Source organism: Amycolatopsis orientalis DSM 40040 = KCTC 9412, from assembly GCF_000478275.1.
In the GTDB taxonomy this organism is placed as follows: domain Bacteria; phylum Actinomycetota; class Actinomycetes; order Mycobacteriales; family Pseudonocardiaceae; genus Amycolatopsis; species Amycolatopsis orientalis.
On the sequence record NZ_ASJB01000051.1, the window covers coordinates 179,965 to 201,408 of the forward strand.

23 protein-coding genes are annotated in these 21,444 nt (G+C 66.3%); 12 read left to right on the forward strand and 11 right to left on the reverse strand.

Features of this window, described 5'->3' with window-relative positions:
• The first annotated feature begins 24 nt into the window (after window positions 1–24).
• Complete coding sequence (locus tag L324_RS17295) at window positions 25–1,788, forward strand: gamma-glutamyltransferase family protein (RefSeq protein WP_037308900.1); 1,764 nt, start codon at window positions 25–27, stop codon at window positions 1,786–1,788.
• A gap of 101 nt (window positions 1,789–1,889) precedes the next feature.
• Here the strand turns inward: L324_RS17295 and L324_RS17300 are convergent, their stop codons facing one another.
• Window positions 1,890–3,098 carry a tyrosine-type recombinase/integrase gene (locus L324_RS17300; RefSeq protein ID WP_081736372.1) on the reverse strand — a complete coding sequence of 403 codons (1,209 nt, stop codon included), beginning with the start codon at window positions 3,096–3,098 and terminating at the stop codon, window positions 1,890–1,892.
• 103 nt (window positions 3,099–3,201) lie between these two features.
• Here L324_RS17300 and L324_RS17305 point away from each other — a divergent pair, with 103 nt between their 5' ends.
• Window positions 3,202–3,447: a helix-turn-helix domain-containing protein gene (locus tag L324_RS17305; RefSeq protein ID WP_037309036.1), complete on the forward strand. Its 246-nt coding sequence runs from the start codon at window positions 3,202–3,204 to the stop codon at window positions 3,445–3,447.
• A 161-nt stretch (window positions 3,448–3,608) separates the two neighbouring features.
• Here L324_RS17305 and L324_RS42410 read toward each other — a convergent pair whose 3' ends face one another.
• Window positions 3,609–3,998: a hypothetical protein gene (locus tag L324_RS42410; protein WP_152546882.1), complete on the reverse strand. Its 390-nt coding sequence runs from the start codon at window positions 3,996–3,998 to the stop codon at window positions 3,609–3,611.
• Entirely contained in the window at window positions 3,995–5,284 is a 1,290-nt protein-coding gene (locus L324_RS42415; protein ID WP_152546883.1) for an HK97 family phage prohead protease, read from the reverse strand. Before L324_RS42415 ends, L324_RS42410 begins: the two co-directional genes overlap by 4 nt.
• Before the next feature lie 292 nt (window positions 5,285–5,576).
• On the opposite strand from L324_RS42415, the gene L324_RS41670 reads away from it, so the two are divergent.
• Window positions 5,577–6,302, forward strand: a complete 726-nt coding sequence (locus tag L324_RS41670; protein ID WP_152546884.1) for a TIGR02391 family protein — start codon at window positions 5,577–5,579, stop codon at window positions 6,300–6,302.
• A gap of 688 nt (window positions 6,303–6,990) precedes the next feature.
• Here L324_RS41670 and L324_RS17315 read toward each other — a convergent pair.
• The gene (locus tag L324_RS17315; protein ID WP_152546885.1) at window positions 6,991–7,527 is read right to left on the reverse strand and encodes a hypothetical protein; all 537 of its coding nucleotides are present in this window, start codon (window positions 7,525–7,527) and stop codon (window positions 6,991–6,993) included.
• A gap of 244 nt (window positions 7,528–7,771) precedes the next feature.
• Window positions 7,772–8,884, reverse strand: coding sequence for a helix-turn-helix domain-containing protein (locus tag L324_RS41675; RefSeq protein WP_201769664.1), 1,113 nt, complete (start codon window positions 8,882–8,884; stop codon window positions 7,772–7,774).
• Between the two features lie 402 nt (window positions 8,885–9,286).
• Here L324_RS41675 and L324_RS17325 point away from each other — a divergent pair, with 402 nt between their 5' ends.
• The 3 genes from L324_RS17325 (at window position 9,287) to L324_RS17335 (ending at window position 10,957) form a co-directional block, all read left to right on the forward strand.
• Complete coding sequence (locus L324_RS17325; RefSeq protein ID WP_051173936.1) at window positions 9,287–9,490, forward strand: hypothetical protein; 204 nt, start codon at window positions 9,287–9,289, stop codon at window positions 9,488–9,490.
• Window positions 9,491–9,587: 97 nt separating this feature from the next.
• Window positions 9,588–10,079 (forward strand): glycine-rich domain-containing protein, encoded by a 492-nt coding sequence (locus L324_RS17330; protein ID WP_037308915.1) that lies wholly within the window; start codon window positions 9,588–9,590, stop codon window positions 10,077–10,079.
• Complete coding sequence (locus L324_RS17335) at window positions 10,079–10,957, forward strand: phosphotransferase (RefSeq protein ID WP_037309040.1); 879 nt, start codon at window positions 10,079–10,081, stop codon at window positions 10,955–10,957. Before L324_RS17330 ends, L324_RS17335 begins: the two co-directional genes overlap by 1 nt.
• Window positions 10,958–11,389: 432 nt before the next feature.
• Here the strand turns inward: L324_RS17335 and L324_RS17340 are convergent, their stop codons facing one another.
• Genes L324_RS17340 through L324_RS17350 form a run of 3 tightly spaced genes read right to left on the reverse strand, consistent with a single transcriptional unit; the run spans window position 11,390 to window position 14,263 of the window.
• On the reverse strand, window positions 11,390–12,268 hold the full coding sequence (locus tag L324_RS17340) for a VOC family protein (RefSeq protein WP_037308918.1): 879 nt from the start codon (window positions 12,266–12,268) through the stop codon (window positions 11,390–11,392).
• The gene (locus L324_RS17345; protein ID WP_037308921.1) at window positions 12,261–12,779 is read right to left on the reverse strand and encodes an RNA polymerase sigma factor; all 519 of its coding nucleotides are present in this window, start codon (window positions 12,777–12,779) and stop codon (window positions 12,261–12,263) included. The genes L324_RS17340 and L324_RS17345 overlap by 8 nt, the downstream gene beginning before the upstream one ends.
• A 53-nt stretch (window positions 12,780–12,832) precedes the next feature.
• Entirely contained in the window at window positions 12,833–14,263 is a 1,431-nt protein-coding gene (locus L324_RS17350) for an MFS transporter (protein ID WP_037308924.1), read from the reverse strand.
• Between the two features lie 108 nt (window positions 14,264–14,371).
• Between L324_RS17350 and L324_RS17355 the strand changes: the two genes are divergently transcribed.
• The 4 genes from L324_RS17355 to L324_RS17370 all read left to right on the forward strand — a co-directional run bounded on the left by L324_RS17355 (window position 14,372) and on the right by L324_RS17370 (window position 17,578).
• Entirely contained in the window at window positions 14,372–15,205 is an 834-nt protein-coding gene (locus tag L324_RS17355) for a helix-turn-helix transcriptional regulator (protein WP_152546886.1), read from the forward strand.
• 63 nt (window positions 15,206–15,268) lie between these two features.
• A complete protein-coding gene (locus L324_RS17360) occupies window positions 15,269–15,892 on the forward strand; it encodes a hypothetical protein (RefSeq protein ID WP_152546887.1) in 624 nt (207 codons plus the stop codon).
• A gap of 75 nt (window positions 15,893–15,967) precedes the next feature.
• The gene (locus L324_RS17365) at window positions 15,968–16,555 is read left to right on the forward strand and encodes a hypothetical protein (RefSeq protein WP_037308929.1); all 588 of its coding nucleotides are present in this window, start codon (window positions 15,968–15,970) and stop codon (window positions 16,553–16,555) included.
• A 21-nt stretch (window positions 16,556–16,576) separates the two neighbouring features.
• Window positions 16,577–17,578, forward strand: a complete 1,002-nt coding sequence (locus tag L324_RS17370; protein ID WP_037308932.1) for a DUF2203 family protein — start codon at window positions 16,577–16,579, stop codon at window positions 17,576–17,578.
• 16 nt (window positions 17,579–17,594) lie between these two features.
• Here the strand turns inward: L324_RS17370 and L324_RS17375 are convergent, their stop codons facing one another.
• Entirely contained in the window at window positions 17,595–18,098 is a 504-nt protein-coding gene (locus L324_RS17375) for an Lrp/AsnC family transcriptional regulator (protein WP_051173944.1), read from the reverse strand.
• A gap of 46 nt (window positions 18,099–18,144) precedes the next feature.
• Here L324_RS17375 and L324_RS17380 point away from each other — a divergent pair, with 46 nt between their 5' ends.
• Window positions 18,145–19,008 (forward strand): NAD-dependent epimerase/dehydratase family protein, encoded by an 864-nt coding sequence (locus L324_RS17380; protein WP_037309049.1) that lies wholly within the window; start codon window positions 18,145–18,147, stop codon window positions 19,006–19,008.
• A 2-nt stretch (window positions 19,009–19,010) separates the two neighbouring features.
• Complete coding sequence (locus L324_RS17385; protein WP_037308934.1) at window positions 19,011–19,865, forward strand: aldo/keto reductase; 855 nt, start codon at window positions 19,011–19,013, stop codon at window positions 19,863–19,865.
• Here the strand turns inward: L324_RS17385 and L324_RS17390 are convergent, their stop codons facing one another.
• Window positions 19,866–20,690: an EamA family transporter gene (locus L324_RS17390; RefSeq protein WP_037308937.1), complete on the reverse strand. Its 825-nt coding sequence runs from the start codon at window positions 20,688–20,690 to the stop codon at window positions 19,866–19,868.
• 85 nt (window positions 20,691–20,775) lie between these two features.
• The gene (locus L324_RS17395; protein WP_037308939.1) at window positions 20,776–21,390 is read right to left on the reverse strand and encodes a LysE/ArgO family amino acid transporter; all 615 of its coding nucleotides are present in this window, start codon (window positions 21,388–21,390) and stop codon (window positions 20,776–20,778) included.
• Window positions 21,391–21,444: the final 54 nt, after the last annotated feature.

Consider the following 21,444-nt stretch of genomic DNA (forward strand, 5'->3'; position numbering starts at 1 on the left):
TTAGCAAAGCGTAGTATCGGCCTCGTGTTCACGACCAGGCCGGAACTGGCCGGCACCCACGGCATGGTGGCATCGACGCACTGGCTGGCCTCGGCCACCGGCATGGCGGTGCTCGAAAACGGCGGAAACGCCTTCGACGCGGCGGTAGCGGCCGGGTTCGTCCTGCAGATCGCCGAGCCGCATCTCTGCGGCCCGGCAGGGCAGGTCCCCGGCATCTTCGTCACCGCCGAAGACCGGACGCCCCGGGTCCTCGCGGGCCAAGGCGTCTCGCCCGCGGCCGCGACACCGGAGCGGTTCGCGGACCTCGGACTCGACCTGATCCCCGGCAGCGGCCTGCTCCCCGCGACCGTCCCGGGCGCGTGGGACGGCTGGCTGCTGCTCCTGCGCGACCACGGCACGAAGTCGTTGCGCGACGTGCTCGGCTACGCGATCTCCTATGCGCGCAACGGGATTCCGCTGGTCAGCCGGGTCGGTGACACGATCCGCGCGGTGCGGGAGCTGTTCACCGAACATTGGCCGACGTCGGCGGCGCTGTGGCTGTCCGGCGGCGAACCCGTCGAGGGTCTGCACCGCAACCCGGCGCTCGCGGACACCTGGGAGCGGCTGCTCGCCGAGGCCGAGTCGGTCAGCGGACGCGAGGCGCAGATCGACGCCGGACGCCGTGCGTGGTCGCAGGGCTTCGTCGCCGAAGCGATCGATGCGTTCAGCCGCAATGCCTTCCGCGACGACTCCGGTCGTGACCACGCCGGACTTCTCACGGGTGAGGATCTCGCGAGCTGGGAAGCGACGTACGAAGACGCGCTGCAGGTCGACTTCGGTGACTGGGGCCTGGTGAAGATGGGCGCCTGGACTCAGGGGCCCGCCTTGCTGCAGCAGGCGCGGTTGCTGGACGGGCTGCGTGCCGAACTGTCCTATGTGGACGGAATCCCGACGGAACGCACGGTGCATTTGGCCGTCGAGGCGGCGAAACTGGCGTTCGCCGACCGCGAGGCCTGGTACGGGGATTCTCCCGACGTGCCGATCGAGCTGCTGATCTCCCGCGAATACGCGGACACCCGGCGGGCCTTGATCACCGAAGAAGCCTCCGGCGAACTCCGGCCGGGTGGACCTTCTCCGCGGCTGCCCGCGATTCTCGAACAGCTGCGCGGACTCGAGTCCGGCTCCGGTGCGACGGGCGAGCCGACGGTCGGGCCGCTGGGCGAGACCCGGGGCGACACCGTGCACATCGACGTCGTCGACGCGGCCGGGAACATGATCTCGGTGACGCCGTCGGGTGGCTGGCTGCAGTCGAGCCCGACGATCCCGGAACTCGGTTTCTGCCTCGACTCGCGCGGCCAGATGTTCTGGCTGGAACAGGGGCTGCCGAACTCGCTGGCGCCGCGGAAACGGCCGCGGATCACGCTTTCGCCGTCGATGGGCCTGCGCGATGGTGAGCCGGTGCTGGCGTTCGGGACTCCCGGCGGTGACCAGCAGGACCAGTGGCAGCTGTGTTTCTGGCTGGCGCACACGCTCGGCGGGCTGAACCTGCAGGAGTCGATCGACTCGCCCGCGTGGCACACCACGGCGTTCCCGAGTTCGTTCTACCCGCGCTCGTGGACGCCACGGGAAATCGTGGTCGAGTCCCGACTCGGACAGTCCACAATGGACGCTTTGGCCGCACGCGGACACCTCGTCGTCGACGCCGGACCTTGGGCTCTCGGGCGCCTTTCGGCCGTTTCGCGGTCCGGGGGAGTCTTGCGGGCCGCCGCCAACGCCCGGGGAATGCAGGGCTACGCCGCCGGCCGCTGACCAGCCCGTCGTCACCTTGCTCGCCGTCGTCGTCACTGTGTCGTGAAGGCCTCCTTCTGTAGCTCCGGAGGCCGGTAGCCGTCTGACCTGCGCTAACACGGCTACTGGCCTTCGGCGGTACGCAGCGGGTACACAACAGCGGAGAACAGGTCATCCATGAGCGAGCGGGCGCGCTCGTGGGCCTGCTCGAACAGGTGCCCATAGGTCTCGCTCGTGGTGACGATGGACGCGTGCCCCATGTAGTCCCGGACCTGTTCCATGGACGCTCCACGGTGACCGGGGCCGCCTTCGATCAGCCGGGACGCGAAGTAGTGGCGCAGGTTGTGAATCCCGTAGGCGCCACCCTTGGTCATGCCGTCCGCCTGGATCGCGGGGTGCCAAATGTCCCGGTTCCACGCGCCCGGCGCGAGCAGGCCGCCCTTGGCGTTGGTGAACACGATGTGCCAGTCCTGGTTACAGCATGTGCACCGGACAACGGTGGTCCCGTGTTTCTCCGCGTGCTGGGCAATGGCGGTCGCGGTGACGTCGGCACATGGGACCGTGCGGGTCTTGCCGCCCTTGGGCTTGGTGAGGACGAGCTTCCCGCCGACGCGCTTGACCTGGTGGCGGATGGTGATCTCCTTGCGGAAGCGGTTCACGTCTTCGAGCGCAACGGCGAACGCTTCCCCCTGCCGATGCCCGCAGGTGGCCGACACGAGCCCGATGGGCCGTTCCCGCTCCGGCATAGCGGCAAGCACGGTGTTCACCCGCTCTTGCTCCCAGATGTTCCGGACGCGCCTGTCACGCCGGGGCACCTCCATGTCCCACCCGTCGAAGGGGTGCACAGGGAGAAGCTTCGTAGCGCCATGAACGGCCGTCTTCAGGAAGCTTCCGAAATGGACGTAGACCAGCTCAAGCAGGCTGGTGGAGTACCTCTCACCGTTCGGCTTGGTCTTCTCGCACATCTCCGCCCACCACTCGATGACCCGCGACGTGGTGACGTCGCACATCCGCAGGTGCCCGAACGTCGGCAAGATGTGGTTCTTGAACCGGGACGCGACCGTGCGACGCGTCCCGGCATCGGGGTAGCGCTCTTTCAGCCACTTGGGGACCGCCTCCGAGACCAGGACACGCCCGGCGGTCGGGTCGAAGGGCACAAGACCCTTGAGCAAGTCGTTGTTGACCTTGACGTCGTGGGCCTGCGCGTCGGACTTCTTGTGAAAGGACATGGTCCGGGCGCCCTTATTCCGCACACGCCACCGCTTACCCCGGCCGTAGTCCGCCGTGCGTTTGCGGGTGCCCTTGTGGTGCCAACGGTCCTCAACGCTCATGATTTCGCCCCTCTAGTGCCAGACCTGTCGAAGTGTGGGAAATACTCCACACGTCGAACTGTAGCGTATATCCCACATTCAGTAGGTGCGTTACCTTGTGGCCATGCCGAAGACCGCAGAGGATGAACCCGTCCCGGAGCGGCGCGTGGCGTTCGGGCTTCGCTTGCGGCGACTGCGCACAGAAGCCGACCTAAGCCAAACGGCGGTCGCGTCAGCGGCGGGCCTGGACCGGTCCTACTACGCACACGTGGAGGCCGGGCGATACAGCATTTCCATAGATAAAGTCTTTAAAATCGCCGACGCGCTCAAGGTTGACCCGTCACACCTATTTGTTGACCTGTCGAACTGACTTGTGACACATAGGGAACGGCTAGCTTCTTATTGACAGTGAGCAGGTATGCGACCAATGCCCATGCCCTCAAAAGTTGGCCCTTAAATCGCAGAGGTCATTTCTCGGAAATTGGGATACTTTGACCCCGCGGCCGGCGACGGGGCAGACGAATTCGATGCTCATTTACGGATGCGTGCGTTCCCGACTGTTCCAGCACGGTCGCGATGCAGCAGTAGCACGTCCACACCGAGGAAGCGCCGCTTCTTCACGCCTTTGTAGAATCGCATAATCTTGTCTCTCCAGTATTCGGCGTCATCGTGTGTCGCGCCCATGTCTGGGTCGTCCGTCCAGACAACGGGGACGGCGAAGGCTTCGCACGATGCGCAGATAGCGACGTCGTCGCGGTGACGGTCGGCGCACCACATTGCGGAGCATTCGTAACAGCGAAGGTCTATCAGGTCATCGGAAATAATTCGCCGTCGTGAGCGCGGCACCATGCCCGTGTCGGTGAGGTCGATATCCGGCGGGGTGACCGTTCCCCATCGCCAGAACCGCGCGGGCCATTTCACGCGGCCACCCGGATAGTCTGAACGGCGGACTTGTCGGCAAGAACGGTGTCGGTGAACCGCGCGGACACGGCCAGCCGGAAAAGGTCGGCTTCGAAGTCGCCGGGGACGTTCTCGGCAAGGCGGATATCCGGTGCCTGTCGCACGCCCACGCCCACCATCGTGCCGTCCAAGACCACGGCTGTGCCGTCCGTCGCGCCGTGAATGTGCACGATCGGGGGCAGTTCCTCGCACTGATCACGGGTAAGCGTGTCGCGCAGGTGGTGACGGACGTCGCCGGAGACCAGCAGTGCGGTCGCTTCGCCGAGGACCTCGACACGTGCCATCGCGGCGGACAATTCGGTGAAGGTGAGCGCGGCGAGCGTGGCCACATGTGTCACGGTGCCGTTGCCGATCAGGCCCGCGTGCGGCTCAGGGGCCGTTGGGATGCCGTGCAGCAACGCGGCATCCATCGCGCGGCTCACATCGTTGAGACAGGAGCGTTCGAACGCGGCGAGCACGTCCGGGCCGAAGTCCTGCCGCACGTCTTCGGGGAGTCGACGTTGAATGCCGACCTTCTCCACTCCGCGCGCCTTCATGAGTGCCTTGAGATCCACATCGGCGAGCGGATATACGCCACCCGCTGGAATGAAACTCGCTGCCTGCTCTCGACTGACCGGGGGAATCACCGGCACTCGAACATGATTGCTGCGGTCAAAAGATGTCACGGTGACCGCGTTCAGCACCCGCGAGTTGTAGTCCCGCACCGTGAGCGGTCGTGTGGTCGGTGCCCCTGCTCCGGACAGGGGCATCTCGGTAATCGACCTCGCAGCAAGTTCATCGGCGCCACCGTGGGCACGCGCCTTGTGCAAGTCGCGCATGGGGTTTCCGAAGATAGTTCCGTGTTCCGGGCTACGGGTAATCATTGGGGCAGGAGTCTCCTTCGATTCAAGAGCGGTAGCAAGCGCACGAGCGTTGCGCACAGCATGAGCAGAACGGCCAACCTGTCGAGGGCCAGCGACGAAAACAATGGAAGACGAGCCGAGCACACCGCGTCGCACCAACTCGCGCACATCCCGGCCGGTCGTTGTATCGGGCAACTCGAAAGCGAACCGTTCACCACTGATCACCAGACTCCCGCCTGTGGTGCGGGCCATCACCTTCGATACATCGCCGCCCAACGTGGCCGCAATGTCGCCATAGTCCGCGACCAAACGCGGCAAGGTAGCGTCTACACCAGAGACGTAGAAACCATCGTCCACGCGATGAAGCACCAGTGAAGCCCCACCGGGCGAAAGAACTTCAGACATCAGAAACCCCCTTTAGCAAGGCTTACACTGTGCTTAAACAGCGGAAACATGCCCTTAACAACGATCCACGATTAGCGGTTTCCCGGAGCGCACCGGCTGTACCTGCGATAACCCGCACTAAAAACAGATCTGCACTCAGGGCGTGCTCAGAAAGGGGCCGGGGTGTTCTGGACGCCGCAGGGCGCTGAACTTTCGCCCGTCCTCCCCCGCGCGTCGGCTGGATCTGTGACTATCCTGTCGCGAGTCCGGCGCGTCTCCGCAAGGTCGCCAGGGCCGCGTGCAGTATGTCTGCATGAAACCCGACGATGCCGCCGACCGCCTTCGTGCGCTGCACACCGAAGCCGCACACCTGCCAACCTCCACGAGTTCTGCGGAGTTCAATTCCTGGAATCTTCGCGTTCGGTCAGTTCTTAACCGTGCCCTAGGCGAAACCCATCACATCACTGAAACATTCTTAGACATCCGGTGGACGCCAACGATGTATACAATGGGAGACAACTCCGCATTCATTAACACCTTTCGAGCGACTATCCCCGAGGCGCAAGGTGTCCTTGACGCTGCCATCGCCGAACTTGATTTGCTGGCAGACGACACGCCGATCGCCGACGAGTCAGGAGTTGATCCCGAACTGTGGGAGCATGTTGCACCGGAGATGCAAGCCGGAGCTTGGGGCAAGGTTGCTAGTCAAGCGGTGATCTTTACCGAAGACAGGGTAAGGAAGTGGGCGGGCCGTCCAGTCGGCGAAGTAGGCAAGGACCTTGCGGTTGCCATATTCGGCAAGGCTGGTCAATTTCAAATGGGAAAGACCGAAGGGGAAACTCAGGGATGGCAACTATTCGCGCAGGGTATAGCTCAAGCGCTGCGCAATGTTGATGCACACCGCATTCAGGACCGGCCTGATCATAAACGCTATGCGTTAGGCCTTGTCGGAGCGTGTTCGTTGCTTCTTACCCAAATGAGGTACGAGCATGGAAATCGGTTCAGGGACACGGCCCCTGCAAGCAGTGGCAGCGAGTAAGGCCGGTCTTCTCTAGGCAAGTGGCCTGAAGGTGCGTTTTCATCTTCAGCCTTGACCTGGGGCAGCCGATGCACGGGACCTGCAAGCCGCCGGGCTCGGCGCGTCCACCGTCCCGCAGGGCTAGGACGGGGGTCGACCGCAACCCGGCGCGCAGGAACACGCGACCGCAGTCACGGCAGCGTGCCCGGCCTGCGCGGTTCACCGCTCGTCGGACTGCCCGCCGGACGCGGTCACCAGCCGTACGGCGATGGCCACCCCCACAGCGCTCACAGTGAGCGACACCAGGAACGGCCGTCCGGGGACAGGTCATGCACGCACGTCGCAGCACGAGCACCCCCAGGGCTGTTCGCGGCCTCTACTTACTTCAGTGGCAGTTGGGTGACATCCGACCAGGCAAAACGCCATCCTGTGGCGCACGCCACACCAAAAAGTGTCGAAGTGTCGATTCAAGCCCTTTTCTGCATTCCCCTTAGAGAGAAGAGAGCTATATAAGACCTAGAAACACCCGCATTTCGACACTTCGACACTCCGCCCCCGCGTCCGCCCGCAGCACGGCACGTGCCGCGTGTCGATTCCACCCATGTACCTATAGGTACTACTAACCCTTAGAGAAGAGAGAGATATAGAGGTTATATAAACTGACAGGTACACGGGTGGAATCAACATGATGCCTCCGTCCTGCGTGCTGTCACCAGTCGACGAGGTGCCCGCTACCCCCGCGCTCCAGATCGGCATACACCGCGTCGAACCACTCCCGATGAAGAGTTCCTCGCAGGACTCGGTAGGCGGCTGACCGCGACACACCATGCCGCGCGGCGATCTCAGCCACCGACCCCACAGGGCTCGCCTCCCTCGCGTCTGCCGCCAGCTCGAACCTGACTAGGTCCGCAAGGCACAGATCAGTGAACCGCGTCGGCTGGTTGTACGGGTCGCGCCTCTCCGGAAGAGAACGCCCCGCTGCCTTGACCTCCCGACGCCACCGCGAATACTCCAACCGCCACGTGTGGCCATACACAGTCCGGTAGATCGTCGTCGTACTCACTCCGTACTCGCGGGCAAGTGTTGGCAGCGAATGAGCTTCCTCCCAGTACTTGACCAGAATGGCGCGAACGTCGTCCTTTCCGAGCTTCGCGCGGGGCTTACCCCGCCGACCGTTCGACTTACCCGCGAGCGGACTACGTCGGCCTGCGGAATGCCCGATAGCGGGCCTGAGAATAACTGTCATGACATCCCCTTGTGGGTTCACCTCCTGAACGTTTCGCATCCTGACTGGACGCTGCTTACTAGTTCAGGGGCGGTGAGGGGACATGCCGACGAAGGGGCCCGCGGCCGGCGAAGCCATCTCCGCAGGTCAGAGCTTCGTGGCGCACTCAGGGTGAGGCACGGCCTGATGATCGCAAAGGGGCCTGCCAACTATCGTCGACAACTTGCTACGGTGGCCGGTCTGCACTGCGGTGTCTACAGAATGCCTAATTGATAAGATTCTCAATTTCTTCGACGCGACGAGTCAAACGGGTGGAATTGATCCCGGTCGAAGTTGTTCGGGCATCCTCGATGACGTCACGTGCGGCATCTAGTTCACCCACGCGGGCGTAAGATTCGGCTAGCCAGGTTTGATACAGGGCGATTTCACGCACGTGACTGGCTTCGTATCCATTGATTGCATTGGTGAGTAGCGGAGCGGCCTCCGTAGGCTGTCCGATTTCGATGTAACAGCGACCGGCCATGACGTTGATCTCGTCACGGTTCAGCCAGTAGACCCATTCCGGCTCTTTGATCCCAACGGAGCGCGCTTCGTACGCGTCGTCTACAGCATCCAGTGCTCTACGTGCAGCTTCGGCGTCCCGAGATCTTGCGGCAGCCCAGGCCACGCGCTCTAGCAGCAATGCCTTGGCAACGGGTGTCGCGCGCTCGACGCCCTTAACGGCGGTCTTCGCTAACAGGGTCGCATCGACAGGGTTTCCCACGTTTGTCATCTGGTATGCGAGCGAGGAAAACAGTTGGCCTGCAAGTGCCTGGTCGCCCGCGTCTCGCGCGGCGGAGACTCCATCCAGGTACACTCGTTGAGCGTCCTGATAGTGCCCTGCGTCGCTAGCGACCCAGCCGACAAGTTGAGAGAGTTCGCCAACCGCGACGAGAAGCCGTTTACCGATGTTCTCGGTATAGCTTCCGAATTTTACGATTTCTATCGTGTCCGCCAATTCCCGGTGAACGATCGGCATGAGATCCCCTCCGCCGATTGTGTCGTCCAGGTAGCGGAGATCGATAACCCGCCGTTCGATTTCGGAAGTCAGGCTTTCCCCGACCCGCCGTCCAGAGGTTCTGTGCACAGTGACTGGCGTGTCTGCCACAAGCCACTCGTGTGCCAGCCGAAGAGGGTCCTGTTGCGGGCCGTAGAGAGCCTCTGCTGAGACGTTGAGCGCGCGTGAATATGCGGTCACATGCTCCGGTCTCACGGTCCGTTTGCCGTTCTCCAGGAGGCTCAAGTAGGGCTTGGTGTAGTTGGTCTTGGCGGCCATCGCGGACAGGCTGATGTCGGCGGCCTCGCGTGCCGCCCGCAACCGCTGCCCTAGCTCGGCCATGCCCATTCACCACGTCTGTAAACCCTTGTAAACAGCAGCTCTATTCCAATCATGGCGTGTGATGACCAGGCTACCTGATGGGACCAGGTCAACTACGCGGCCGGAGGCTGGAGATGACGGCACTAGACGACAGACCTCGGTGGCTCGCCAAGCGGGTGTTCGTGTCGCGTGCGGCTGCGTACGAGTGGCACGCCTTCATTGACGGGCTAGCGCACAGCTACCTCACTGTCCAGGTTGACAATGATTGGCCACCCCTCCTGACACCCTGGTGCGAGGAAACGCAGGCATACCCGCTGAAACATGATCGAGCGAGCGTGACGCAACATCGCGTCCGGCCCACCCCGGACAGGATCTGCGCGGGCTGTATCCACCGAGTGCGCGCAGCGAACCAGGAAGCACGACGTGGAGAAGCGTGATCGAGAGCTTTTCGCTCGACTTGCTCGGATCAACCACGAATACGGCGACATCGTCCTTCACTTGTTGTCGATTCAGTACGACGAAACGGAATTCGCCCAGTGCCTGCGGGCACTCGGTGAAGCCCACGCCCAACTTGGCCACGAACTCACAGAGCGGGCCGCCGAGTTGACAAAAGAGATCGAACTATAAGCCCCGGTCGGCGCAGCGTGCAGCCCCCGAACGGTGCGTCGGCTGGGTTCCACGTCTTTGACGTGGAACCGAAATGGATCATGAAAAGGGAGAGGTAATGACTATCACTGTCGAAGAAATCACCGGGCAGGGCCTTGTCTCCGAGGAGCTGTTCAACAGGCTCGTGAACAAGATCTCCAAGGAAAACGACATGACGCGCGAGTTCGCCGCACGGATCATGGATCAGGCCCTCGCATATCTCGGAGCCTGTTCCGGAGCGTCCGAGCCCCTGTCGCCGAGCGAGACCGTCGACATCGGGTGGCACACCTTCATCCTCTACACGCGGGAGTACGCCTCGTTCTGTGACCGGGTGGCAGGCCGGTTCATCCACCACGAGCCGACCGACACCGGGGCCATCCCAATCACGAGGACTCCGAAGGATTCGATGAGCGCGACCATGAAAGCTCTGCGCGATGCCGGGTACGCCGTCGATCTTCCGTTGTGGGCCGCGTCGGCAACGTGCAACCAGTGCACGGACGGGTGTACGCACTCCAGCGGCGACACGGGATGCCACCAGTACCAGGTGAGCGCTGATACGGTCCCCGCGTGATGGAGCGATTCACCTGGGATGATCTACCGGCCGCCATCCAAAGCGTGGTCCAGGCGCGCCTTGGTTCGATCACCGTCTTGCGAGAGATCGAACAGGGGCAGAACTGCAACGTCGCTCTCGTGCTGCGCGGTGATCAGGGAGACGTCTTCTTGAAGGGCGTCCGAGGAGTCAGTCCACGAATGCGCTGGCTTCGGAACGAGTCCGAGGCCGGAGAACTCGCTCCCGGAATAGCCCCGGCAACCCAGTTCAGCGAAGACGTCGACGCAGAGGCTCCCTGGCTTATCGTCGGCTTCGAGTACGTCAACGGTCGTCCCGCCGACCTGTCTCCGGGAGCTGATGACCTCGCGACCGTCGCCGCGACAGTTGCCAGGATCAACGGACTCTCTGGCGAAGCAGTGCAGCCCCTCGGTAAGCGCTGGGCGTCCACCGACTGGTGGACCAAACTCGCGGCCGAGGCCCCGGACAAGGTCGCGGGATTCAATCCCGACGAAATGACCGACTGGTGCCGTGCCACCCCCGGCCTGGTCGAAGGGACCGCTCTGCTCCACACCGATCTCCACGAACACCAGTTCATGATCAACGATGACTCGACGTCCGTACGGGTGATCGATTGGGGGCGCCCTGCCTCAGGCGCGGCATGGGTCGATACAGCCTTCTTGGTCGTGCGGCTCATCGCGGCAGGCCACGAGCCTGGCGAGGCTGAAGAGTGGGCTTCAACGGTGCCGCCGTGGTCCGAGCGGACAGACAAGGCAGTCACCGCCTTCGCCTGCTACGTAGCGGGACTGTGGAGCTACCGAGCCGTGACAGCGCCATTCCCCGGCGCTACCAGGCTCGCTACAGCCGCAAGACAGTACGCCCGGCACCGCCTGACGAGCTAGGCCAAGCGAAAGCACCGGGGCATCGCGAGTTGCTCGTGATGCCCCCGGTTCTTGTGCCAACGCTGCGCAGTAACGCAAAAGGCCCCCACCTGGGCAAAGGTGGGGGCCAATGGCTTGCGTACCGGTACACGCTGGGTACACCGGAGCACCGATAAGGGCCGGTAACGACCGGTACTAACAGGGTCGATTTTCGCTGGTCAACGCCCCTCCCGGCGCGTTTGCGCAGGTCAGAAACCGGCCATTACAGAAGGGGGCCTTCCCTACCTTCAAAGTAGGGAAGGAGGCATTCACGGCGTCGACCCCCAGCTTGAGTTGTCCACAATGACCTCCGTCTGTGGACAACTCGCCTCTTCCGTACTTTTCGGCCCCCATCGGCGATAGACTGGCTTCGGGGTCGCCCCCCAGGGACGGGTGGGGGCTGGGGTGGTGGGGTCAAGAGCGCGGCTGTTCCCAGAGCCAGAATTCGATGCCTTGGTCGTCCACGCAGTCGGCGCTCAGGCCGTAGGGCTGCTGTTCGGGTTCGCCTGCCTGTCCGCCCTGGGCGCGCACCCGGTCGAGGGCGGCGGCGAGATCGTCGACGGCGTACATGACCTTCCAGCCCACCTGCCGCCCCGGGCCGCCCCAGAGTCCGCCCTGCAGGCCGGAACCTTCGACACCCCAACCACCTTCGACCCGCCCGGGCGAGAACTGCCAGCCGAGGACGGCGCCGTAGAACGCCTTCGCGCGTCCATCGTCCGGGACCTGGAAGGTGAAGTAGCCCGCTTCGCCGTGCCGGATCGGCTTCGCGCCTGAAGCGGGGCGAGGAGCCGCCTGCGAAACCAGCCACCGCTGGCCGTACGGGTCCTTGATCGCCCCGCTCAGACCGTGACCCTGGTCCGTGACGGCACGTTCCAGCTCTCCGCCCAGTTCCACGGCCCGCCGCGCGGACGCGTGCACATCCGGGACCTCGACCCGGATCAGCGGACCACCGGCGGCCGCCACGACATTGCCCAGTTCGGGGAATTCTTCCGCGAGCATCAGCACGCTGTCCCCGATGGCCAGTTCCGCGTGCCCGACCCGGCCGTCCTCCATCACGATCGGCTCGGCCCTGCGCCGCGCCCCGAACACCTCGACATAGAAATCGAGCGCGGCGCGGGCGTCGGTCACCACGAGGTACGGCGTCAAAGAGCGCACTTCGGCGGTAGGTGACTCGGTCATATCGGCTCCGTTCAGGACGGCGCGACGCAGGTTGTCGCGCAGCTCGGCGGCGAAGAGCGGGTCGGGATCGACAGGCAGCGAGGGCGCCCGAAGCGCGTCGAACGGATCAGGCATCGCGACCCTCCTTCTCCTGGTAAGCACGCCGGAACGCGGCACGGGCCCGCACGAGCAACGCCTCCGTGGCGTGCACCGTGCGCTCCAGATGAGCGGCGACCTCCGGCACCGGGAGGCCGTCGACATAGCGAAGCGTCAACGCGGCTTGGTGATGCGCTCCGAGCGACGCGAGCACTTCGCGCGCCAGGAGGGCGTCCAGCCGCTCGTCCCACGGATCGGTGACGTCCTCCTCGTGGACGAGCCGCAGCCCGCGTTCCTCACGTTCCTTACGCCGCCAGTGATCGGCGAGTTTGTGCCGGGCGACGCCGATCAGCCACCCGGTACTCACGGCAGGCGCGTCCTCCTTGCGACAGGCCCTCACCGCGCCGAGGAACGTCTCCGACGTCAGTTCCTCGGCGAGGGTGCGGTCACCGCACCGGGCCAGCAGGTACCCGTAGACCTCCGGCAACGCCGTCTCGTACAGCGACAGCAGTGCGAAGGCCGGGTCCCGGTGCACCCGTGGTTCCGTCACATCCCCATCGTCGCTCGGGGAGCCACTTCTCCGACGGGTGAAGCCGGACTTTTCTAGATCCGCGGATCCGGCAGGCGCCGCGCCACCGTGATGATGCCGATCGTCAGCAGCGCCTGGATCCCGATCACCAGCGCGAACGCGCCCTTAATCCCGAGCGGGCCCGCGCCGACGGAGGCGAACAACGTGCCCATCGTCGCCACGCCGAGCGCCATCGCGGCCTGCTGCGAAGTCGTCAGCATCCCGCTGCCGACCCCCGCGATCTCCGGCGGCACCTTCGACAGCACGATCCGGAACACCGTCGTCATCGCCAGTCCCTGACCGAGACCGCACAGCAGCATCCCCGGCGCGAAATCGAGCACGCCCAGGTCCGGCCATTCCAGCAGCACGGTGCCGATCAGCACCAGCAGCCCGAGCAGCTGCACCGAGAGGCCGGCGGCCACCACCCGCTGCCCGAACCGCGTCACCAGACGGCTGCTGACCAGGCACATCGCGAAGAACGCGAGCGAAAGCGGCGCCGTCACCAGCCCGGAACCGAACGGTCCCAGGTGCAACCCGTCCTGCAGCGTCACCGCGAACACGAACATGAACGCGCTGAACCCGATGAAGAACGGCACCCCGACCAGCAGACCTTGCCGCACACTCGGCATCCGCATCACCGACGGCGGCAGCAGCGGGATCCCGCCGAGGCGTTCCATCCGGCGTTCGACGTGGACGAAGGCGGCCGCGGCGAACGGGAAGACCACGAGGAGCGCGACCGTCCACAGTGGCCAGTCCAGCACCGGGCCCTCCGCGAGCGGGAGCAGTAGCGATACCAAGGCGATCGCCAGGAGGACGGTGCCCCAGCGGTCGATGCCGATCGGGTTGCTCGAGCGGCTTTCCGGGATCAGCCGCCGCGCGATCACCAGCCCGACGATCCCGACGGGCACGTTGACCAAAAAGATCGGCCGCCAGCTCGTACCCCAGAGATCGGCGGCGACCAGCGCGCCGCCGAGGAACTGGCCGAGCACCATTGAAAGTCCCGCGGTCGCGCCGTAGAGGCCCAGTGCCTTGGACCTGCGTTCGCCGGTCGTGGTCGCCTGGATGATCGACAGCACCTGCGGCAGCATCAACGCGGCGGCCGCCCCCTGCGCGGCCCGCGCCAGTACCAGCGTCAGCGCCGTCGGCGCGACCCCGCAGAGCAGGGAGGTCACGGTGAACGAGGCCAGGCCGATCAGGAACAGTTTGCGACGGCCGAAGGCGTCGCCGAGACGGCCGCCGACGACCAGCAGCACGGCGTAGGCGATCCCGTAGGCCGCGACCACCAGTTCCAAGGTGGCCGACGAGGTGCGGAGGTCGGAGCCGATGGCGGGCAGGGCGATGTTGACGATGAAGAAGTCGATGAGCGGAAGTGCCGCCCCCAGCAGCACGGTGACCAGACCCGCCGAGGTCAGGGCCGGTCCGGCGGCGACGCGGGTGGCCGTCACCGGAGCTTGCGTCGAAGTCATGGGTACTACGATCAGGCGAAGTCCAGCCTGGTACCAGGAGTGTATTTATCCTGGTATTACCACTACCTGGTAACCGGCTCGGAGTTTTGCGAACCTGATGAGGTGACCATGACCGTCGATTCGCGAGTGGCCGACGTGCGACGGCACGAACTGGCCGCGTTCCTGCGCAGCCGCCGCGAGCGCATCACCCCCGACCAGGTCGGTCTGCCGATCAGCGGCAGGCGCCGCACGCCGGGACTGCGCCGCGAAGAGGTCGCGCAGCTGGCCGGGGTCGGGGTCACCTGGTACACGTGGCTTGAACAGGGCCGCGACATCAACGCGTCCGAGCAGGTGCTGGAGGCGATCTCCCGCACGCTGCGGCTCGACCCGCACGAGCACCTGCACCTGTTCACCCTCGCCGGCGCGCCCGAGCCGCCGCTGGAGAAGGACTGCAAGCTCCTCAGCCAGAACATCTACCGGATGATGGCGAAACTGGAGCCGTTCCCGGTCTGCGTGCGCAACGCGCGGTGCGACATCCTCGCCTACAACCGGGCCTACAACTGGCTGATGGGTGACGTCGACGCGATCCCGTTCGAGGATCGCAACACGATGGTCCAGTGCCTGACCAACCCCGAGTGGCGGCGCAGGCTGCCCGACTGGGAGACCAACCTGCCCCGCGTGGTCGCCGGTTTCCGGGCGGCGATGGCCGAACACCTCACCGAACCGGCGTGGAAGAACCTGGTCAAACGGCTGCGGCAGGAGTCGGAGGTCTTCGAGCGGATGTGGAAGGAGCACGACGTCTCCGGCGACCGGATCGTGCTCAAGCGGTACCTGCACCCGGACGTCGGCCTGCTGCGGTTCGAGTTCTCCTACCTGTACCTCGGGCGCCGTTCGGAGATCTCGCTGGCGACGCTCACCCCGGCCGACGAGGAAACCGCGGCGAAGCTGCCCAGTTCCTTCTGAAGAGGGAGGCGGACCAGGCTCGCGAGGGAGCCTTTCCGCGGCGTGAAGACCGAAGCTGACCGCATGACCACAGCAGTCGCCACCCCCAAGATCTCCAGCGCCCGGCTGATCGTCTGCTACGCCGCGATCCTGGGCACGCTGCCTTACCTGACCCTCAAGGCATCCTGGGTCACGGGAGGCAGCCTCGGTCTCCGTGATCCGTCCTTTGTGGACTCCGACCTGATGCTGTTCGCGAACCTGCTCACCGGCGGGATGGACGTCGTCGCGGTGGTGCTCGCGCTGGCGTTCACCTACTCCTGGGGCCGCCGGATCGCCGCGCCGCTCGTGCTCTCGCGGCTGCAGCGGGTGTTCGCGCAGGCCTACAGCGTCGGCGAGGACCCGCTCGGACTGATCACGCTGCTGCTCGGCGCGCTTCTCCTGCTCGGGGTCGCGCTCCTCGGCGCGCTGTCCGGGCTCGGTCCGGTGATCGGCGGCCTCGTCTGGGGTGTACTGCCCGGGCTGGCCGCCCTCGTCGGCTCGACGGACCTCCTTGGCCTCATGTACGACCTGGGCGGCCGGGAACTCGGCGTCGGCCTGGCGACCTGGCTGGTGATGGGCTGCCTGCTCGGAAGCGGGGTCCTGCTGGTCGGGGCGGGCCTGGTCGGCACCCTCACCCGCCGCCGTCCCACGTCGCGTTCAGCGGGCTAAACGCGACGCGGGCGAGATCGTTGTGAACCGCGCGGGCCTGGCGTCCGTAGTCCGGTTAAGGGAGGTGGCCCGCCCATGTCATCGCACCGGTACGTCGCGGAGTACGACGACGAGGACTACCAGGAGTACGGCGAGTACGAACAGCAGCCCAGGGACCCTCGCAGGCCCTACGAGGACGTCGAGTCGTACGAGCCTTACGAGCCCTTCGACGACGAGCCCGGCGCCGAAGACAGCCGTGCCGGCCGAGGTGTGCGCCGGGTGCTCAGCGGCGCGGGCGGCCTGATCCTGACGCCGGTCGCCCTCGGCCTGCTGGCCTGGGGCGGCCTGCGGCAGCAGATGCTCGTCCAGGCGACCCTCAGCACCCAGCGTGACGTCTTCAGCATCGGCCTGCTCGTGGGCGGCGGGATCCTGCTGCTCGCGGTCGGGCTGCTCGGCGCGCTCTCGGCGACCGGCCCGATCGTGGGCGGCCTCGTCTGGGGCGTCGTTCCCGGCGTGGCCGCCGCCGCGGTCCCGGAATGGGGCTTTCGGCTGGTGAAGTACCTGCCACAGAACGACGTCACCTACGGCGTCACGAGCTGGTTGTTCATCGGCGGCCTGCTCGGGACGGGGTTCCTCCTGACCGGCGCGGGCCTCGCGACGAGACTCGCCCGGCGGCGCCGCTGACCGTGCTGGGACCATCGGCGGATGGGATTGTTCACCGTTCCTGAAGCCCGCGCCGAACTCGCCCGGCTACGCCCCGTGCTCAACGAGCTGATCCGCCTGCGCGCCGACGCCGCCGAGCTGGCCGCGTCCCTGCGCCCTGGCGGCCGCGAGACCGCGCTCGGCGGGATGCCGGAATGGAAGGCCGCGCAGGCCAGGCTGGACGATCTGATGACCACCGTCCAGCGAACAGGCGCGGAGCTGAAGGGGTTCGCCCCGCTCCTGATCGATTTTCCCGCCGAACTCGACGGGGCGGACGTCCTGCTCTGCTGGCTCGAAGGCGATCCGGAACTCCGCTGGTATCACCGCGTCGACCTGGGTTTCGCCGGACGGCGCCGGTTGCCGGATAGTGTCGCGGCCGTGAGCGAGGAAATCGCGGCCGGCCTCTTCGACGGCATCGCCGCGCACTACGACGAAGACGAATTTCACGGCCTGGTCGCCGACGCGCTCGTCGACGGCCTCGGCAGCACGGCTCCCGAACGCGTTCTCGACGTCGCGACCGGCACCGGCGTGGCCGCGTTCGCCGCGCTGCGCCTGCACCCGGGCGAGGTGCTCGCGATCGACATCTCGCCGGGCATGATCGCCCAGGCCGAGGCGAAGGCGGCGACGCGGGATCCCGGCAAGGTCATCACCTGGCAGGTCGCTTCGGCGGTCCCCTCACCGGTGGAGGACGAAGGCGCGGACGCCGTGCTTTGCGCGTCCTCGCTGCACTTTCTCGGCGCGGCCGCGCTCCGCGACTGGCTGCGGGCGTTGCGCCCCGGCGGCCGGGTGGGTTTCAGCCTCCCGCTGGCGTCGGCGTTCCGGCCGTCCGGGGCGTTCGCCGCGATCGTCCCGGCGGACCTGGAACTCCCGCACTCCGAAGCGGACGCGGCGGCCTTGGCCACCGAAGCGGGCTTCACGGACGTGACGGTGAAGCGCTTCGACGTCGACGCCGGCGACAGGGTCCGGTCGGTGTTCCTGGTGCACGCGACCAAACCCGGTCACTGAGCCCAGCCGCGACACGTCACAAGGGCAGCAGGACCCGGCGTTCGATCGGGCTGGACATGACGATCGACGTCGTCGTGGCGCCCAGGGTGGACAGGTCTTCGAGAAGGTCTTCCAGATGCGTGGTGTCGCGGACGGCGATCTTGAGGATCCAGCAGTCTTCCCCCACCACGTGGTGCAGTTCGAGGATTTCGGGGCGGTCCATGAGCTTCCGCGTGCGCGGATGCCGGACGGTGAACCCGCTGTGCGGCGCCATCCGCACGAACGCCCGCAGCCCGAGGCCGATCCCGGCCGGCGAGACGAGGGCCGCGTAGCCGGTGATCGTGCCGTCGGCTTCGAGCCGTTTGACGCGCTCGCCGACGGCGGCCGGGCTCAGCGAGACCCGGCGGCCGAGTTCACTCAAGGTCATGCGGCCCTCCTCCTGAAGGAGTTCCAGCAGTCGCCGGTCGATCACGTCCAGTGAACTTTCAGTGGATACCTGATTCTGCCGTCGTTCTTTAACCGATTCCGCCGATACGCCCATGATTTCCCCTTCAAGCACCTGGATCGCCACCGTAACACTGGTGGACATGAAGAAAGTGCTCGTTCTGGGCGGAAGCCGGTACTTCGGCCGAGGGGTGGTCGAGCGGCTGCGCGACGGCGGACTGGACGTCACCGTGCTCAACCGCGGTTCCACGCCGGCGCCGTCCGGGGTCGCCCACCTGATCGCCGATCGCGACGACGAAGGGAGCCTCAAGGCCGCGCTGGGTTCCCGCTCCTTCGACGTCGTGCTCGATCAGGTCTGCTACACCCCGGTCCAGGCGGCGATCGCGCGCCGCGTGATCCGCGCGGAGCGGTACGTGATGACGTCGACCATCGAGGTCTACGACCAGATCCGGACGGATGCCCCGATGGCCGAATCGCTGGTCGTCCCGTCGGCCGCCGACTTCGGACTTCCTTGGCACGACGGGGATTTCCTCGAAGCGCACTACGGCGAAGGCAAGCGGCAGGCCGAGGCGGTCTTCGCCGCCGGAGACGTGCCGTTCGCCTCGGTGCGGGCCGCGCATGTGCTCGGTGGCGAGGATTTCACCGGACGGCTGCGGCATTACGTCGAACGGCTGGACGCGGGCGAAGCCGTCGACGTCCACGCGCGGCCGCGGCCGACGACGTTCATCCACGAGCGTGAGATCGCCGATTTCCTGGTCTGGGCCACGGAAGCGGACTTCACCGGGGCGGTCAACGCCGGTTCGCACGGAGAGCTGTCCGCGACGGACCTCGCCGGTGCCGTCGTGGCCGAGCCGCGGTTCCGGGTCGTCGAACGGGACGCCTCGCCGTACTCCTACGACCGGTACGCGGTCCTGGACACCTCACGCGCGACCGGTCTCGGGTTTTCCTTCTCCACCACCACCGATTGGCTCGGCGAAGCCATCGAAGAGATCCGAAAGGCACTTTGACCATGCGCTACCGCAGCATCGGGGACGTCGAGGTCAGCGCGATCGGCCTGGGCGCGATGCCGTTGTCGATCGAAGGCCGTCCGGACCGCGAGCGGGCGATCGCCACGATCCACGCCGCCCTCGACGCCGGGATCACTCTGATCGACACGGCCGACTCTTATCACTGGCACGCGGGCGAAACCGGGCACAACGAGGTGCTGATCGCCGACGCGCTGGCCACGTACGGCGGCGACTCGGACGCGGTCCTCGTCGCGACCAAGGGCGGTCGCGGGAGGCCCGGTGACGGCTCTTGGACCGTCACCGGGACGCCCGCACACCTCAAGAACGCCTGCGAAGGCTCGTTGAAGCGGCTCGGCGTCGACGCGATCGGGCTCTACCAGTTGCACAAGCCCGACGAGCGCGTGCCATGGGCGGACTCCGTCGGCGCGATCAAGGAGCTGGCCGACGAGGGCAAGATCCGGCTCGCCGGAGTGTCCAATGTGTCCAGTGCGCAGATCCTCGAAGCGCGCGGGATCCTTGGCGAGAAGCTGGTTTCCGTGCAGAACGAACACTCTCCGGCCTACCTGGCGCACGAGCCGGAACTGGCGCTGTGCACGGAACTCGGGCTCGCCTACCTCCCTTGGGGCCCGCTCGGCGGCATCTCGGGGGCCTCGCGGATCGGCGCGGCGCACGCGGGTTTCCTCGCCGTGGCGGAGGACCACGGTGTCAGCCCGCAGCGGGTCTGCCTGGCGTGGCTGCTGGCGAAGTCGCCGTCGGTGGTCGCGATCCCCGGATCGACGAGGCCCGCGACGATCCGCGATTCGGCGGCCGCGGCCGATCTCGTGCTCACCGCCGGTGATCTCGCGCGCCTGCCGTGATCACCCGACGGCGATGAGGCCGACCGCGGCGCCCGCGCCGAGCAGGCCGGCGACCTGCGTGCGGCGGGCACGCTCGCGCAGGAAGAGCATCGCGAGCACGACCGGGATCGCCGGATAGAGCGCGGTCAGCACGGTCGCGACGGCGACCAGCTGCCGATGCGTGACGTACCAGTACAGCAGGATCGCGACCGAGCCGAGCGCCCCGACGGCGGCCGCCTTCAGCGCCGTGACCCCGGGCAGCCGGAAAGCCGCCGACGACAGGAGCACGAGGGGGACGATCGCGCAGACCGACACCGCCCGGCTGACCGCGATCGGCCAGAATCCGGCGTCGGCGGGTACCCGGGCCATGGCGAGGAACTGCACGGCGAACCCGGCACCCGCGACGAGCGCGTCGGCCACCCCGGCCGCGCCGTGGCCGTCGCCGGTGCGGGAAACCAGCCACACCGACGGCAGCGCGAGCACGATCCCGGCCGCGGCGGGCACGGAAAGCCGCTCGCCCAAGGCGAGTACGGCGACAGCGGCCGGGACGGCCACCGCGCCCAGGTCGCTGACCGGGACGACGACGCTCATCGCGCCCCGGCCCATCCCGCGGTACAGGAAGGCCACCCCCACCCCGGTCCCGAGACCGGACAGCGCACCCCACGCAAGCGCTTGCGCGGTGGCGGGTCCACCGAAGACCAGCGCGGCGGCCACGCTGAGCACGGTGCCGCCGACCTGCGCGTACAGCGAGATCGTCATCCCGGCGGCCCGTCTCGACAGCATTCCGCCCGCGAAATGCGTGGTGCCGAAGCAGAGGGCCGCGAGGAGTGCGGTGAGTTCACCCACCGTCGGCCTCCACGCAGTCGCGGGACCGCACGCGACATTCATGCATGACTCATGCATACAACTGCCCGCGGCGCCCCGCAACCGATCAGGCGCTGACCACCAGCGTCACGCCGAGCGCGATCATCGTCGCGGCGACCAGACCGTCGAGGATTCGCCACGAAGCCGGGTTGCGGAAGAAGCCGCTGAGCAGCCGCGCGCCGAAGCCGAGCACGAGGAACCAGATCACGCTCGCCAGCACCGAACCGACTCCGAACGCCCACCGGCCGCCGCCGTGCCCCGCGGCGATCGCGCCGAGGAGGAGCAGGGTGTCGAGGTAGACGTGCGGATTCAGCCAGGTGAGCGCCAGCGTGGTCAGCACGATGCGGCGCAGCGATCCACCGGTCTCCGGGCCGCCGGTCTCCAGTGCCGCCGGTTTGACCGCGCGCCGGGCCGCGAGTGCGCCGTAGCAGAGCAGGAAAGCACCGCCGACCAGGGCGACGATGGTCAGCGCTTCGGGCGACGTCCCCACCAAGGCGCCCACCCCGCCGACACCGAGGCTGACCAGGATGACGTCCGAGACGATGCAGATCAGGACCACCACGAGGACCGCTTCACGGCGGATGCCCTGACGCAGCACGAAGGCGTTCTGCGCGCCGATCGCGACGATGAGGGCCATGGTGGCGCCGAATCCGGCGGCCGCGCTGAACAGGACGTCTTCCATACGGAGGACATTAGAAAGCGGAGCGTCAACAGTACAGCTAAAGATTCTTACGTA

Coding starts and splice junctions, on each gene's coding strand:
- L324_RS41670 (WP_152546884.1), top strand. CDS start 5,577: ATGAAACCCGACGATGCCGCCGACCGCCTTCGTGCGCTGCACACCGAA.
- L324_RS41675 (WP_201769664.1), bottom strand. CDS start 8,884: ATGGCCGAGCTAGGGCAGCGGTTGCGGGCGGCACGCGAGGCCGCCGAC.
- L324_RS17340 (WP_037308918.1), bottom strand. CDS start 12,268: ATGCCTGATCCGTTCGACGCGCTTCGGGCGCCCTCGCTGCCTGTCGAT.
- L324_RS17305 (WP_037309036.1), top strand. CDS start 3,202: ATGCCGAAGACCGCAGAGGATGAACCCGTCCCGGAGCGGCGCGTGGCG.
- L324_RS17360 (WP_152546887.1), top strand. CDS start 15,269: ATGACCACAGCAGTCGCCACCCCCAAGATCTCCAGCGCCCGGCTGATC.
- L324_RS17375 (WP_051173944.1), bottom strand. CDS start 18,098: ATGGGCGTATCGGCGGAATCGGTTAAAGAACGACGGCAGAATCAGGTA.
- L324_RS17380 (WP_037309049.1), top strand. CDS start 18,145: ATGAAGAAAGTGCTCGTTCTGGGCGGAAGCCGGTACTTCGGCCGAGGG.
- L324_RS17370 (WP_037308932.1), top strand. CDS start 16,577: ATGGGATTGTTCACCGTTCCTGAAGCCCGCGCCGAACTCGCCCGGCTA.
- L324_RS17300 (WP_081736372.1), bottom strand. CDS start 3,098: ATGAGCGTTGAGGACCGTTGGCACCACAAGGGCACCCGCAAACGCACG.
- L324_RS17365 (WP_037308929.1), top strand. CDS start 15,968: ATGTCATCGCACCGGTACGTCGCGGAGTACGACGACGAGGACTACCAG.
- L324_RS17350 (WP_037308924.1), bottom strand. CDS start 14,263: ATGACTTCGACGCAAGCTCCGGTGACGGCCACCCGCGTCGCCGCCGGA.
- L324_RS17330 (WP_037308915.1), top strand. CDS start 9,588: ATGACTATCACTGTCGAAGAAATCACCGGGCAGGGCCTTGTCTCCGAG.
- L324_RS42415 (WP_152546883.1), bottom strand. CDS start 5,284: ATGTCTGAAGTTCTTTCGCCCGGTGGGGCTTCACTGGTGCTTCATCGC.
- L324_RS17385 (WP_037308934.1), top strand. CDS start 19,011: ATGCGCTACCGCAGCATCGGGGACGTCGAGGTCAGCGCGATCGGCCTG.
- L324_RS17335 (WP_037309040.1), top strand. CDS start 10,079: ATGGAGCGATTCACCTGGGATGATCTACCGGCCGCCATCCAAAGCGTG.
- L324_RS17315 (WP_152546885.1), bottom strand. CDS start 7,527: ATGACAGTTATTCTCAGGCCCGCTATCGGGCATTCCGCAGGCCGACGT.
- L324_RS17395 (WP_037308939.1), bottom strand. CDS start 21,390: ATGGAAGACGTCCTGTTCAGCGCGGCCGCCGGATTCGGCGCCACCATG.
- L324_RS17355 (WP_152546886.1), top strand. CDS start 14,372: ATGACCGTCGATTCGCGAGTGGCCGACGTGCGACGGCACGAACTGGCC.